At 46.5% G+C, this 14,694-nt stretch carries 10 protein-coding genes; 4 read left to right on the top strand and 6 right to left on the bottom strand.

All coding sequences use genetic code 11. The features are described 5' to 3' along the window. Nucleotides 1-5: 5 nt before the first annotated feature. On the bottom strand, nucleotides 6-1,007 hold the full coding sequence (locus J3492_RS03800) for a biotin--[acetyl-CoA-carboxylase] ligase (protein WP_243453083.1): 1,002 nt from the start codon (nucleotides 1,005-1,007) through the stop codon (nucleotides 6-8). Nucleotides 1,008-1,166: 159 nt separating this feature from the next. Next, nucleotides 1,167-1,481, bottom strand: coding sequence for a DUF4298 domain-containing protein (locus tag J3492_RS03795; protein ID WP_207990050.1), 315 nt, complete (start codon nucleotides 1,479-1,481; stop codon nucleotides 1,167-1,169). A gap of 301 nt (nucleotides 1,482-1,782) precedes the next feature. Here J3492_RS03795 and J3492_RS03790 point away from each other — a divergent pair, with 301 nt between their 5' ends. The 4 genes from J3492_RS03790 to J3492_RS03775 all read left to right on the top strand — a co-directional run bounded on the left by J3492_RS03790 (nucleotide 1,783) and on the right by J3492_RS03775 (nucleotide 9,754). Continuing rightward, entirely contained in the window at nucleotides 1,783-5,712 is a 3,930-nt protein-coding gene (locus J3492_RS03790; protein ID WP_207990048.1) for an AAA family ATPase, read from the top strand. A gap of 201 nt (nucleotides 5,713-5,913) precedes the next feature. Beyond that, entirely contained in the window at nucleotides 5,914-6,933 is a 1,020-nt protein-coding gene (locus tag J3492_RS03785; RefSeq protein ID WP_207990046.1) for a cell division protein ZipA, read from the top strand. 217 nt (nucleotides 6,934-7,150) lie between these two features. After that, complete coding sequence (gene ligA, locus J3492_RS03780) at nucleotides 7,151-9,145, top strand: NAD-dependent DNA ligase LigA (protein ID WP_243453089.1); 1,995 nt, start codon at nucleotides 7,151-7,153, stop codon at nucleotides 9,143-9,145. Nucleotides 9,146-9,325: 180 nt separating this feature from the next. Further along, entirely contained in the window at nucleotides 9,326-9,754 is a 429-nt protein-coding gene (locus tag J3492_RS03775; protein WP_207990042.1) for a surface-adhesin E family protein, read from the top strand. 295 nt (nucleotides 9,755-10,049) lie between these two features. Here J3492_RS03775 and J3492_RS03770 read toward each other — a convergent pair whose 3' ends face one another. From J3492_RS03770 to J3492_RS03755, 4 genes are all read right to left on the bottom strand, one after another. Continuing rightward, on the bottom strand, nucleotides 10,050-10,604 hold the full coding sequence (locus tag J3492_RS03770) for an REP-associated tyrosine transposase (protein ID WP_207990040.1): 555 nt from the start codon (nucleotides 10,602-10,604) through the stop codon (nucleotides 10,050-10,052). Nucleotides 10,605-10,666: 62 nt separating this feature from the next. After that, the gene (locus J3492_RS03765) at nucleotides 10,667-11,191 is read right to left on the bottom strand and encodes a hypothetical protein (protein ID WP_207990038.1); all 525 of its coding nucleotides are present in this window, start codon (nucleotides 11,189-11,191) and stop codon (nucleotides 10,667-10,669) included. 162 nt (nucleotides 11,192-11,353) lie between these two features. Next, nucleotides 11,354-11,761: a hypothetical protein gene (locus tag J3492_RS03760; protein WP_207990036.1), complete on the bottom strand. Its 408-nt coding sequence runs from the start codon at nucleotides 11,759-11,761 to the stop codon at nucleotides 11,354-11,356. A gap of 290 nt (nucleotides 11,762-12,051) precedes the next feature. Next, on the bottom strand, nucleotides 12,052-14,484 hold the full coding sequence (locus J3492_RS03755) for a YgiQ family radical SAM protein (RefSeq protein WP_207990033.1): 2,433 nt from the start codon (nucleotides 14,482-14,484) through the stop codon (nucleotides 12,052-12,054). Nucleotides 14,485-14,694 lie beyond the last annotated feature (210 nt).

Raw genomic sequence — 14,694 nt, 5'->3', positions numbered from 1 at the left:
GAGGTCTAAGCTTTACCAATCACATCAATGCGACCGGTAAAAAGCGTAGAAAGCTTACCGTTATCTTGGCGTAATTGCAAACACCCATGCTCATCAATACCGCAGGCAGCGCCAGTAATGGTGTTGGCATCGCCATGATGCTCTTGGGTGATACGCAGTCGCAACCCTGATAACGCATCTAGCGCTGCAAACTGCTGCAAAAAATGTTGGAGATAGTAAGTGTGGCCAGTGGGTTTTTCGATATGCAGATGCTCAAAGCGTGTTATAGCCGCAATTAAGGACGCACTCATTTGTTGATACAAGGTTTGCAGGCTTGGTAGAGGCGTGCTCGAGCTATTGGGTTTTAAGGATTGATAAATGTCTTGTAAGCTAAGCGCTTGATAGCTCATGCCTTCACAAGTCTGCGCCGTGAGTTTTGGCGCTGTTTGGACGTTAAGCCCCACACCCATAACGACACCAACTAACTTGCCGGCTTGTATGACAGGCTCAATCAAAATGCCAGCCAGCTTGCTAAATGGCGTCACTGACGTGTCTGCTACGGTGTTATCTGCTGTCGGTAAAAACTGATAAAAGCCCAAATCGTTGGCCCATTTTACCCCGATAGGTGTCAAATGCTGCGCCTGAAGCTGTTGATTAAGCGTTTCAATAACTGGCATTTTTGCCAGCTCAACCCCGATGATTAACGACAATAAGCCACTAATGGGCATATGCACAGGATGGTATAACGACAGATAGACATTGCCGCATGGCGACTGCCACGAGCGTCCCCGTTGGCCACGTCCTGCGCTTTGGGTCTCGGCGGTCAATAGATGCATCTGCGCGGCATTTAGCGCACCCTTCTCTACGTCAGCGATTAGCTCGCTGTTGGTAGAAACACTGCGCTTGACGTGACGGTGGCTAAGTTCAGATAAATGAACAGATAAGTGAGCAGGTGATGGCATAGTAATGGTCGATGAATATAAATGAGTAGTGCGAGTCAAATTACCTGGCACGGTTTTAGGTTGCATCAACAAAAGCGCTGTACTTTAATGATGCAAATATGTTGGCTATTATTATATAAAAATAACCATAATAAAAGGTGGTCCTATGATTTGGTTTGTGCTGGCAGTGCTTTTGCTGGTTTAGCAGGTGGTCAGCTGCCATTAAGCGAGATTGGGGATTGTGATTTACTCCTCATCAATCGCATCTAGCCCCAAACGTATCCATTTGCATGCCAGCTCACTATGATCGCTAAGCGAGTTCCATAGTCCATCTTCGCTAAAGATAGAGTAGGTCTCGCCTGAGTGCTCAATCGGTAGATCTGCTTCGCGGTCTGCCATCCATTGCGGGCTAAAGTAATAGTTCTTTAGCTCTTGTAGCAAGGCTTCAGCTTGTGCAAACTGAGCTTGTGCCTGCACTTGCTCACGGTACAACTGGCACCATTTCTCGTACTTTTGTTGCATGTCTTGTGGGTCGTATTTATCAAAATTATCTTCAGTCATTTTAACTCCTTTGGTCTTGAGTATGCAGACCAGTCATTTATATACTAAGCTCTAGGGCATATTCTCAATTCAATCGATAGCCATCTAAATGGGCTAAAAATGGCCAAACGGTGTCAAATAGCTGACTAATATCTCGATATTATCTGCGCTATTTTCCTTGTTTGACGGCGATTTATCTCATTTTTATCGCCATTTTTAAAATGAGGACACGCCCTAGTATAGCATCTCGCACAAAGCCTAAAAACATTGCCCGATTTCAGGTAGAATACCCGCCTGTTTTTGTTAATCTCATTGATCCTTCATGCGTCTAAAATCTCTCAAGCTGGCAGGCTTTAAATCCTTTGCCAATCCGACGACTTTTACCTTCCGCCATGGCATCACCGCTATCGTCGGGCCAAACGGCTGCGGCAAATCCAATGTCATCGATGCCATACGCTGGGTGTTGGGTGAAACCTCTGCCAAGCAGCTGCGTGGCGGGGCGATGAGTGATGTCATATTTGCTGGTACGCAGGATAAACCTGCCAAGAGTGTCGCCAGTGTCGAGTTGACTTTTGAACACACCCAAGATGAGCAGACCGGCATCCGTCATGAGCTCAACCTGTATCAAGAGTTATCGGTGCGCCGTCAAGTCAATAAGGAGGGACGCTCGGATTACTTTATCAATGGCACACGGGCACGGCGCCGTGATGTCGTGGATGTGTTTCTTGGTACTGGGCTTGGCGTACGCAGCTATGCGGTGATTGAGCAGGGCATGATTGGGCGTATTGTCGATTCAAGTCCGATGCAGTTACGTGAGTTTATCGAAGAGGCGGCAGGTGTCTCACGCTATCAGGCAAGGCGAGTAGAGACCCAAAACAAACTAGAGAAGACCCAAGAAAACCTGGCACGTCTGCACGACATGCAAAGCGAGCTGGTAAGCCAACAAAAGCGCTTGTCTAAGCAAGCCAAAAGCGCTGAGAGGTTCGAGGCGCTGACAGTAGAGCTGGCTGATATTAGACAGCAGCTTGCCATTCAGCAGCTCTATGAAGCCAAACACAATCAGCAGCAGCAAAAAACCGCCCATGAGCATAGCGCTCATGAGGTCGCCGGTTTACAAACCAGTTATGAAGCACTAAAAGCCAAACAAGATAAGTTGGCGGATGCTATCAATCAAGAGCAGTGGCTAAAAGACGATGCCCAAAGCAGGCATTATCAGCAGCAGCTTGCACTACAACAAGCCGAGCATGAGCTCAATGATGCCAAGGCACAGCTCAAAGTAGTCGAGCAGCAGTTGACCAGCATAGCGCAGCAGCGTCAGCAAGCCAGCGATGAGATTGAGCACTTAACTGCGGAGCAAACGGAGCAGCAACACGCACTGGAGGCGTTGCGACCCCAGCTTAAAGACCTGAGCCATAAACGTGATAGCCATAAGCATGACGAGCAACCATTACAGCATGCCTATCATGAGGCACAAAATCAGCTGTCACGGCTACAAGACAACCATCGTGCGCTTGAGCAGCAGCAAGCGCTCAACAACCAAGCCCAAAAACGCCATCAGCAAAGCCATCAGAAATGGCAGCATCGTCAAAAAAACTGGCAGCACTTATGGCAGCAGCTGCAACAGTCACTATCTGGTCATCTCGATAGCGCCAATGGGCAGCAGCATATCGAAGTAACTACTTTGCAGCAGACTTTAGAATCGAAAATTGCTGAGATAAACCAGCAGCTACAGCAAACTCAGCGTCAGCAAGAGCATATCAATGAGCAGCTGTCTGATTGGCAGCCACAAGCACATAAGTTAGAGCAAAGCTTGCACCAACAGCAGCGACAACTGCGTGAGGACGAAAAACAGCATGCGATATTGGCAGGAGAGTACGAGACTCTGCATCAGATACTACATCCTAAGCCACCCCCAAAATCGCAACCGCTTATTAATACAAATGTCGATATCAAAAATGAGCTGGGGAGCGAGACAGCCAGCGACTATAAAGACTTGGCGATCACAACCTTACGAGCACAAATTGAGTTAAGCCCAGAGGGGCAACAGCACGCAGCGCTACTCGATAGCGTATTGGCGTTATGGCTGGATAGTCATGTACTGGCTTCTAGCCAATCAAGTCATAAAAAAATGAACGGCGACGCTCAAGAAGCAACTGGCTTATGGCAGGCACTTGAGCCTGACTTAACAGCTTTGTTGACTTATCAGACTGCGCAAAATGAGCGTAGTAATAAAGAGGAAGCATCATCAATAGAAGCTGGCCATAGCTTGTGGCTGTCTGCTAAGCAAGACGATGTAGATACAAGTTCACTCGTTAGCGCATTGCCAGATACTTTGACTGGCAAAGTGGTGCCGTTATCTCAGCTGATTGCTGCGCCACGCTTAATGCTCTGGCAACACTGCTATTTATATATAACAGCGCCAGGAACAACTCAGCAGCAGACCATTGAGGTACTTGCCAAAGCCTTAACATCTTTGCCTTCTTCAGCTGTTTTACTAACGACTGATGGTTGGCTGCTCAGTCGTCAAGGCACGATCAATCTTAGCAAGTTTACGAGTGGGAAAAATGATCAAGATAATGGCAACAGTCAATTTTTGACGCAGCGGCTACAACAGCGCAGTCGCTTGCAAGCGTTAGAAGATCTGCTCGATACGCTTGAAGATGACATCCAAGATCAGCAACAAGTCATGACCAAACATCAGCGTGACCATGATGCACTCATGATCAATATACAAGAGATGCGTGCACAGGCTGAGCAGCTGACTCGTGACCAGTATCAATACCAGCAACAGCTGACGACCCAGCGCAGCATAGCAGAGCGTTTGCAAGCAGACAGCCAGCGCTTAATATCAGATAAAGCAGCGCTTGAGCAAGAGCGACAAGAGCTTGAGACAGAACAGCAGACCCTCGACCAAGAACAGCAAGAGGTCCAAGACAAAATAGCAGCGCTAACGCCACAACTTGCTGATGCTCGTATGACGATTCAGCAGTTACAAGTCCAACGTCGTGAGCTTGCTCGTACTCGTCAAGCAGATGATGACGCTTGGCAAGCATTACAGCTAAATATACAACAGAGCGAGATGCGTTTAGAGCATAGCGTGAGTCGTCTGAAACAATTACGTGAGCAATGTGACCAGTCACGACAAAACGAGAAAAATCTAAAAACGCAGCACAAACAGCAGCAAGACAAGCTGCCAGCACTTATAGAAGCATTGCAGCAAGCACAGGCTGCACGTGATGAGCAGCAAGCACTACTGATAGAGCGCAATAAGACGCTGACAGCGCTCAAACAAGACTATACTCAGCAGCAAGCAGCGCTGGACTCGCTACAACACGCGCTGCAGACTCAGCAAAGTCAGCTTGCCCATCATGCCACCGAGCTGGCACTCAGTACCGCTCGCTTAGATGATGCCAGTGCATATGCACAAGAAAGCCTCGATGCCTATTATAAGGTCAGTAAAAAACATAAGGCCGATCAGGAGTCTCAGCAGCAGGTGTTAAGCGTCGCCAATCTCTTGGCGGATTTTATCGCTCATGATCGCCGTGTACGCCCTGATAAAATCACTGAGCTTACCAGTACCCAGACCAAGCTTGAGCAGCAAATCAGTAAGATCGGTGCAGTCAACTTGGCGGCTGTAACTGAGCTCAATGAGATTAACGAGCGCTTAGAGCCGCTGGCACAGCAGACGACAGATATTGCCGCCAGTATGCAGACGTTGACGGCAGCGATTGCCTCAATTGATGAAACCACCAAGACGCTATTTATGCAGACATTGGAGGCGGTCAATCATGAACTGGCTCACTTGTTTGCCAAAGTCTTCGGTGGCGGGCAAGCCAGCTTGACATTAAATGTAGAGGATATGCCTGCAGATACCCCAAGATCAGAACACTGGCGAGCAGGGCTAAGCTTAATGGCGCAGCCAAAAGGCAAGCGCAATAGCCGCCTTGCGGTATTATCTGGTGGGGAGAAGACGCTCACCGCATTAAGTTTGATTTTTGCGATATTTAAGCAGCATCCAGCGCCATTTTGTGTGCTTGATGAAGTCGACGCACCACTTGATGATGCCAATGTCGGCCGCTTTACCGGCTTAATTGGCGAGCTGGCAGATGACTTGCAGTTTATTTTTATCAGTCATAATAAGCTTTCCATGCAGATTGCTGATGAGCTCAAAGGTATCACCATGCCAAGCGCTGGTATTTCCACCTTGGTGAGCGTCTCACTTGCTGAAGCTGCCCACTATATCGAGGACTAGAATCTGCTTAGTCGACAAACGGCCTAACAAAAACGAGTGTTAACGTTGATATAACAGCATTTGTTGTAATAACTGCCATAATAAATGGCACAGTATAAACGGCGACTATATGATGACGATAATAGTCAGCCATGCTAGACTATTGCCAGTTATTGTGCCTTTTTTATCCCTCTTTATCATAGTTATTAGGATGTATTTCTCATGACCGCTATTCAGTTTGTATTAATTGCCATTGCTGCATTTATTGTGCTTGCCGGCCTGTTTATGGTCATGCGCAGCTTTCAGCGTCGCAATAGCGCAGAGATGACAGCCGTCAATTATGATAAAAACGGTATTCCTATTATCCCGCGTCATGAGCGTAATATCGTTGATGAGCCAGATTTTGATGACACGGTCGCTGGTGAGACGACCATCGCTCCTGACCGTGAGTATCTAAATGCAGTCATCGAAGAAGAGGCCTTGACTGAGACACACACTCAGGTCGATGCGCAATTGACCCAAGGCCGTGGTGAAGCAAATAAAGCCAATGACCATGCCGACGATAAAGACTATATGCGCTGGCAGGCTGAGCAACAACGTGAAGACGATCTAGAGTTTGCAGAAATGGCCAATCAAATGCACAGCAATAACGAGCAGGAGCCAGATGCGTTTTCTAGCTTGATGTCTGCTACTGACAGCTTGATGCCTGTCATCGATACAGCAGACGAGCCAAGCTTCGATGACAACAGCCCCATCTTGGATCAGCATTTACTTGAGCCAGTAGACGAGGCGCAAAATGGCCCACTGATCAACGCTAAAGACAACATCAATATTACCATTTTGCCACACCAGTATCGTGACCGCCCACCAATGGTGATTCGAGGTCGTGATTTGTTGACGCTCATTGATAAGTACGGTCTGCGTTTTGGGGCGATGAACATGTTCCATCGCTATGAGCAAAAAGATGGGACAGGCATGCTTTGGTTTAGCATGATGGGCATTACTGATAGTGGTATCGCACCGTTTGACCCACATAGCGTGGCTACCAACACTTATGATGGCATCGTGGTGTTTTTGTCGCTGCCGCATCCGCAAGCGCTGCGCAGCTTTGATAGCATGATGAGCATCGCCTATATGATGGCTGATGACTTGAATGCGATGATACTTGACGAAAACAACGAGCCGATCACACCTGAATATAAGCAGCAGCTGCGCAATCAAGTACGTGATTATGATCTGTAAGTCAGCAAAAAATCGATAGGTATTTTTCTATAAATAGCGTCAATCTTTGACGCTATTTTTGTTTCTAAGCCGTCCTCGCTATCCAACTGAAGGCATAAACTTGCTATCATATCGATATCTTTAAATAGCCTAGATACCGACTATGACTGACTCTTTAAACTCTGTTGCACAGCCTGATTCAAAGCCTAGCTTGATCGATGACACCATAACGACACAAATGCGCACCCTCATCGATGCCATAAAAAAACACAACTATGCCTACTACGTGCTCGATAATCCAATCCTAGAAGACAGTGAGTACGATCAACTGCGTCGCTCCTTGCTTGAGCTAGAAGAGCAGTATCCTGAACTTGTTCAGCCAGACAGCCCTATCAACCAAGTCGGCGATGTGCCGCTATCCGCCTTTACTCAAGTCACTCATGATGTACCTATGTTGTCATTAGGAAATGTGTTTGATTACGACGGTATGCGCAGCTTTATGCGCCGAGTGAACGAGCGCCTAAGCGAAGCACAGCGGAATACTGAGTATGAGATGGAGCTCAAACTAGATGGTTTGGCGGTCTCGCTTAAATACCAGCGAGGGCAGTTTGTACAGGCGGTCACACGTGGCGATGGGCAGATAGGTGAGGACATCACTCAAAATGTCAAAACCATTCGCAATCTGCCGTTATGGCTGACGGACGCTGCTGACATTGAGCAATTAGAAGTACGTGGGGAGGTGCTGATGCCAAAAGCAGGTTTTGAGCGCCTAAACCGCCTAGCACAGGAGAGTGACGACAAGACCTTCGCCAATCCTCGCAATGCCGCTGCGGGCAGTTTACGCCAGCTAGATCCAAGCGTGGCCGCCAGTCGTCCGTTGGCTTTTTATGCTTATTCAGTCAACCAAGGCTTACCTGAAGCTATCAAGACACAATCAGCGGCATTAGCTTGGCTGCAGGATATGGGCTTTACAGTCAGCGCAGTCAAGGTCGTCAACAACCCACGTGAAGCACAGGCTTATTATGAATCCGTCATAGAAACCCGTGACGAGTTACCGTTTGAGATTGATGGTATGGTTCTTAAGGTCAATAACTTAGCCTTGCAGCAGCAGCTTGGCTACTTATCCCGTGAGCCACGCTGGGCGACGGCTTATAAGTTTCCGGCCGAAACCGTCATGACCCGTCTTAATGATATCGAATGGCAGGTTGGGCGCACCGGGCAAATCACACCAGTCGGCAAGCTTGAGCCGGTCAAAGTCGGCGGCGTCACCGTTAGTAATGTCACTTTGCATAACTTTGGCGAAATTCAGCGTTTGGACGTCAGGGCAGGGGATATGGTCAGTGTGCATCGGGCAGGCGACGTCATCCCCAAAGTCACTCGTGTCTGGCATGATCAGCGCCCAGATGACGCTCAGCCCGTTGAGTTACCAGCCGCTTGTCCAGTATGCGACTCGCCTGTGGTACTGCCTGAAGGGGAGGCGCTTGCACGCTGCAGCGGCGGTCTTATTTGTCCCGCGCAGCAGCAAGAGGCGCTCATTCATTTTGTCTCACGCCGAGCGATGGATATCGATGGCTTAGGCGAGCGTTGGCTCATCAGTTTCTTTGAGCACGGACTCATCAGAACTGTCGCTGATATCTATCAATTGCATAAACACCAAGACGATCTTATCACCTATGAAAAGCTGGGCGAAAAATCCGTCAATAATATCATCAATGCGATTGAAGACAGTAAGCAGACCACTTTAGCCCGTTTTATTTATGCGCTGGGTATTCGTGGCGTTGGTGAGACTACAGCGCAGAATTTGGCACAGCAGTTTGGTGACCTCGATAGCCTGATGGCAGCGGATATCGATAAGCTCTTACAAACGCCGGACGTGGGCGCCATCACCGCTGAGCTGATCTATGAGTTTTTTCGAGCACCGCACAATATCGAGGTCATCAGGGCTCTAATAGAGGCAGGTGTGCATTGGGATAAAGTCGAGCAAACCCTATCTGCTGATCAGCCGCTTGATGGGCAAACGTGGGTCATCACCGGTGCGCTCGACAGTATGCCACGAGATGAGGCCAAAGCTAAACTACAAGCGCTGGGAGCAAAGGTCACAGGTAGCGTTTCTGCTAAAACCAGCGCCCTGCTAGCAGGAGACAAAGCGGGCTCAAAGCTGACCAAAGCGGAGAAATTAGGAGTAAAAGTGGTCAGTGAACAGGAGTTTGTAGCGATGTTGGAAGAGGATTAAGTTTAAGCGGTAGGGTGCGCCCAGTGCAACATTAAGGAACGTATTTTGAATTTATAAATATTATTTTGTAAATAATTCGACTTGGAGTAATTTTCACGAATAAGTGTTTTAGTCTATTACTTCATATTCATGTGTCGGTGCGCACCCTACTATATTTAAATAAATCTTTAAGGATATAGGATGAAAAGATTAGTTGAGGGTTCATTAATTTGTTTAATAACTTTTTCAGCCAATGCCAATAATTGGTTTTATATAGATACGACTAAAGATGGTATTGATCATTATATGAATGTTAATACCTTAAGAATAGTTGATCGAAATGCTCAAATAGTGACTGTTTTTGTGAAAATGCGAGGCATAGAGAAAACAAATTTAAGATTTGACAATATGGTTGTTAGTTCTACTAGTTTCAAATTCGCTTTTGACTGTAGAAATGAAACTGGAAAAGCAATGTCCCATATATACTATGGTACAAACGGAGACGTTATTGATTCTGGTGATTATCATACCGAGCAATTTACCGTAATTCATCCAGGAACAAGCCAATACATGAACATGTATTCTGCTTGTGCTATGACAGGTTTCAAAAGTATTAGGGGCATACTCTAGGAAGAGAGTCTCATTTTTTCAATATATTATGAATATATATAACTAGCTAAGACTTCTTTGTCGCACCTAGCAGCCCTCAATTTTATTTAAAATGACGCACCCCAGTGTATATGGAAAGCCGAGTAGGGTGCGCCCAGCGCACCCTTAAGAAATGTATTTTGAATTAAAAGCGTTATTTATTAAATAGTTTGATGTTCAAAGTTTTTTATAGATAGGTGTTTTTAATCATTATTTTGTGTAAATGCGTTGGTGCGCGGGGCGCACCCTACCATTCTTTAATTCTATAAAGAACAAGCTACTCCAATTTATCCGAAAAATGCTTTGAGAAATCCATAGAACTACCACCCCAATCTTCCGAATAAAAACCCTGTCTCACGCAGCGATGAAAGCTCGAATATGGCCAATCTACAACCTTTTCAACCAAGCCATGCTTAACAGGGTTGTAATGTAGATAATCCATATGCTTAACAAAGTCTGCTTCATCCCTTATTTGATGCTCAAAAAACCGGCGTTGCCAGATGCCTTTCTCATATCTTTTGACCTTTGAATGGCTTAACTCATCTATTGATAACTGGTATTGTGGACAGGCTTGGGTGGTTAAGCGTTTTATCTGTGACCAACGCATACTGTAATCAGCATCATTTTCAGGCATTTTCCAGATACAATGCAAATGGTCAGGTAATTGTACCCACGCAATAATCTCGAAAGGATATTGATGTTGGATTTGTCTTATACTACTTTTAAATGCTTTGAGAAAGTCAACTTCGTATAGTATTTTTCTTCGATTATATGATACCAATGTAAAGAAATAAAAAGCGCCTTGTGTGTAAGAGCGAATATATTTGGACATTTTACTTCCTGCTTATTTTTCATTTTTAATAGGTGCGCGAGGCGCACCCTACATTTAAGCTCCTACAACTCGTCGTCTTTTTCAACCTCACCTTTCACCCCCTCCGGCTGAATCACAATCGGCAGCACCAACCCTTTAGCAAAGTCATCAGCCAACACATAGTCATAGCTGCTGGCAGCGACGTCAGACGTAGTATGAATGACAAGGGTCATATCTTCGCCGTCAGTCAGCTCATGCGAGGTATAGCTGTCACTGACCTGATCGAGCACTTTTGACAGGGCTTCGTTGCTAGCCATGCTGACCGTTAGATTGTGTTGAGCAGTTGCATCATCTACTTTGAAGTACTCTGCATAATCTTGTACATTTTGACTGTCTATCGCAAATGGATAGTCGTAGTTAGCAAGATTAGCAGCAGGTTCATCGCTCTTAATGACAGACCAATCAATGGTTTTAATCGTCGCTGACGGCTGTGATGCCGACTCTGCAACGGCTGTCTCTGTAGCCGGCTTAGGATCTTCAGCGCAGCCTGTTAACGCCCACATGCTTGCTGTCGTTATTATTATCATTCTTATCAAGCGATTGCTCATTGACACATCCTTTTTGCTATCGATCATAAATCGTGCGTTATATAAGATAAACGCTATTTTGACAGCTTTTTCATGGCTTCTCTAGTCTTATAAGACAGACAAAAAAACAGCCATAACCAATGACTGTTTATCTTAATGTTATACATCTTAGTAATAGATCGACTATCTGCCTATCTGACAGTTGACTTGATACTCTTTACCATTAGCCCACTTCATAGCCAAGATACCTTGGTCTTCTTTCATGTGCCAAGCGTAGATAATATCTGGATTAGAGTCATTGACATAGCTGGCAGTATCGCCTTCTACGCCGCCATTTAAGATGACGTTTTGCTGATCCCAACCTAGCTGAGGCACAGTGGCAGTGATTGTGGCTTGTTGTTTATTGATAGACTGCTTTGCCAAGATTTGACTGTCATCAGTACAGGTATAAGGCGCTGGTGCCATGCGATCATACGCTGAATCTGGCATAGTTTCAGTAGGGGTGGTTGGGGCAATAGGCGCTGTGGTAGCACAGGCACTAAGCAGGGCAAGGGCGGGTAATGCAGTTGCCAATTTGGTTAAAGTATTCATAGCAGTCTCCAAAAGGATAAAAATGATCATGTCGTTGTTTTTGACGATGCGCTAAGCATCTGACGATATAATAACCAAAATGACGGCTGCTCAATGTTAGAAATTGTTTGTTAGCTGTTAGTGTCGTTACTTAAAAACCGACAGATGTGGTTTTAATATGGTCTATTACCTCTGATTTAGACGTGAGAGCAGTTCAACTAATAGATGAGCTAAATGAAAAAAAGCGCACATAGACTAATGGCCGATGTACGCTTTTAAAAGCTTATTTCTACGCTAATAAGTCAGTTAGGCTACTTGGTTTTGCGTGGGGGCAGGCCAGTATGCTGAGTTTGGAAATTGCCTTTGCTCACTCTTTTTTTAGTTTTTTTGCTAGCCATATTGTTATTGGCTGCGCCATTGCTACGCTTGACTGAGTCGTTGCCGATACGACTGTTCTTTTTGCGTGCCGAGCGATAGCTGCCCTGCGCGGCATCACGACCTTCTAAATGCGCATTAAAGGGCGGTATCAGGCAGCCTCGATTTTTACCAATCAAATCACTGCGTCCCATATCTTTTAGTGCTTGACGTAGTAACGCCCAGTTTTTGGGATCATGGAAGCGTAAAAAGGCTTTGTGCAGTTTACGCTGCTTGCCCGACTTAACGATATCCATATCGCCTTCACTGCGGCTGACCTTATGTAGTGGATCTTTATGGGTGTGATACATGGTGGTTGCGGTCGCCATCGGGCTAGGATAAAACGCCTGCACCTGATCGGCACGATAGCCATTACGTTTTAGCCAAAGCGCTAGGTTCATCATGTCTTCATCAGTGGTGCCTGGATGAGCGGCAATAAAGTAAGGGATGAGGTATTGCTCTTTACCTGCCTCTTGGCTGTATTGCTCAAACATGGCCTTGAATTTGTCATAGCTGCCCATGCCAGGCTTCATCATTTTTGCCAGTACACCTTCTTCGGAGTGCTCAGGAGCAATTTTGAGATAACCACCGACATGATGGCTGACCAGCTCTTTGACGTATTCAGGGTCTTTTACCGCTAAGTCATAACGCAGGCCAGAGGCGATAAGGATTTTTTTCACGCCATTAATATCACGGGCTTTACGATACAGTTGAGTCAGATTGCTGTGATCGGTAATGAGGTTTTCGCAGACATCAGGATAGACACAAGAGGGTTTGCGGCAATTTTTTTCAATGGTTTCATCTTTACAGTTAAGACGATACATATTGGCTGTCGGCCCGCCCAAGTCTGAGATGACGCCGGTAAAGTTGGGTGCGGTATCACGAATGGCTTCAACCTCACGCAGGATAGAGTCCTCTGAGCGGTTTTGAATAATACGCCCTTCGTGCTCGGTGATGGAGCAAAAGGTACAACCACCAAAACAGCCACGCATGATGTTGACAGAGAATTTAATCATATCAAAGGCGGGGATGCGTGCATCGCCATAGCTTGGATGGGGCAAGCGAGCGTATGGCAGGTCAAACACATAATCCATCTCTTCAGTTGAGAGTGGAATCGGTGGTGGGTTGAGCCAGACATCGATTGCCGTGTGTGAGTTACCAGCGCCGCTACCATGACGCTGCACCAGCGCACGAGCATTACCAGGGTTGGTCTCAAGATGCAGGATACGGCTGGCGTGCGCATAAAGCACAGGGTCAGATTTGACCTGCTCGTAATCTGGCAGACGAATCACTGTTTTATCACGAGCTGGCAGCTTAAGCTTATATTTGCGTGCGGTTTTGGGTTTGTAGGCTGTGTCGTCAAAACCTCGCAACTGGACCACTTGAGTATCGTCGTTGACTTGCTCGGCATTAAGGATTTTATTGGTGACCGGCTCTGCGACAAAGCCTTGGTATTGTGACGAAAACGAGCTTTGATTTGGCGTTTGAGTGGGGCGATCTTGTTCAATCTGACAGCTATCAACATCTTCAGTCATGACATACGGATTAATAATAGGATCAACACGGCCGACCGTATCGACATCGTTGCTGGCCACTTCGGTCATATCCGCTTGCCAGTGACGACGGCTTGGCGTTAGCAAATAAGCGGTGCCACGTAATTTACTCATCTGCTCAAAGGTATAGCCTTTTGATAGACCATGTACCACATCGACGATGGCACGCTCGGCATTACCGTATAATAAGACATCGGCACGAGAGTCAAGCAAGATGCTGCGGCGTACCTTATCTGACCAATAGTCATAATGCGCAATACGGCGCAAACTGCCTTCGATACCGCCTAGGATGATTGGCACATCAGGATAAGCCTCACGGCAGCGCTGACTATAAACGATAGCGGCGCGGTCAGGACGTTTATCGGCCACGTTTCCTGGAGAGTAAGCGTCATCGCTACGAATCTTGCGATCAGCGGTATAGCGGTTGATCATACTGTCCATATTGCCGGCTGTTACACCATAAGCGTAGACGGGCTTGCCAAGCGCCATAAAGGCGTCTTTACTTTTCCAGTCAGGCTGAGCGATGATACCGACACGAAAGCCTTGTGATTCAAGCAAGCGTCCAATAATCGCCATACCAAAGCTGGGATGGTCGACATACGCATCACCGGAGATGATGATGATATCGCAGGCATCCCAACCGAGTGCATCCATCTCAGCACGGCTCATCGGCAAGTAGGGCGCAGGCTCATAGCAGCTTGCCCAATGTTTGTCATAATCGTATAGAGGCTTGATGCCTTGTTTAAAAGCGGTGCGAGCGATGGTATCGGCAGACATGAGCGGACCTATTGGCTAAAAATGTGGCTGTATATTTTTGATTTTTGCAAGATAAAGATGGGAAATCTTCCATACCTTCAAAAACCGCTCATCTTAACATGAATTGCCTTCAGGTAGCGATAAGTTATTGATAGCGTAAGATAATATTCTGGGGTTTATACCGGTCGCAGGTTTTAGTAGGCGTGATAGCTTTATTCAGCACGAGCTATT

It is taken from the genome of Psychrobacter coccoides (assembly GCF_017498085.1).
GTDB lineage: Bacteria > Pseudomonadota > Gammaproteobacteria > Pseudomonadales > Moraxellaceae > Psychrobacter > Psychrobacter coccoides.
Note: the sequence above shows the minus strand (reverse complement) of the source record. Positions and strands in the feature narration are given on the sequence as shown.

Bases quoted from the DNA above. Each gene is read 5' to 3' on its own strand.
- J3492_RS03800 (WP_243453083.1), bottom strand. From the start codon at position 1,007: ATGCAACCTAAAACCGTGCCAGGTAATTTGACTCGCACTACTCATTTA.
- J3492_RS03795 (WP_207990050.1), bottom strand. From the start codon at position 1,481: ATGACTGAAGATAATTTTGATAAATACGACCCACAAGACATGCAACAA.
- J3492_RS03790 (WP_207990048.1), top strand. From the start codon at position 1,783: ATGCGTCTAAAATCTCTCAAGCTGGCAGGCTTTAAATCCTTTGCCAAT.
- J3492_RS03785 (WP_207990046.1), top strand. From the start codon at position 5,914: ATGACCGCTATTCAGTTTGTATTAATTGCCATTGCTGCATTTATTGTG.
- ligA (WP_243453089.1), top strand. From the start codon at position 7,151: ATGCGCACCCTCATCGATGCCATAAAAAAACACAACTATGCCTACTAC.
- J3492_RS03775 (WP_207990042.1), top strand. From the start codon at position 9,326: ATGAAAAGATTAGTTGAGGGTTCATTAATTTGTTTAATAACTTTTTCA.
- J3492_RS03770 (WP_207990040.1), bottom strand. From the start codon at position 10,604: ATGTCCAAATATATTCGCTCTTACACACAAGGCGCTTTTTATTTCTTT.
- J3492_RS03765 (WP_207990038.1), bottom strand. From the start codon at position 11,191: ATGAGCAATCGCTTGATAAGAATGATAATAATAACGACAGCAAGCATG.
- J3492_RS03760 (WP_207990036.1), bottom strand. From the start codon at position 11,761: ATGAATACTTTAACCAAATTGGCAACTGCATTACCCGCCCTTGCCCTG.
- J3492_RS03755 (WP_207990033.1), bottom strand. From the start codon at position 14,484: ATGTCTGCCGATACCATCGCTCGCACCGCTTTTAAACAAGGCATCAAG.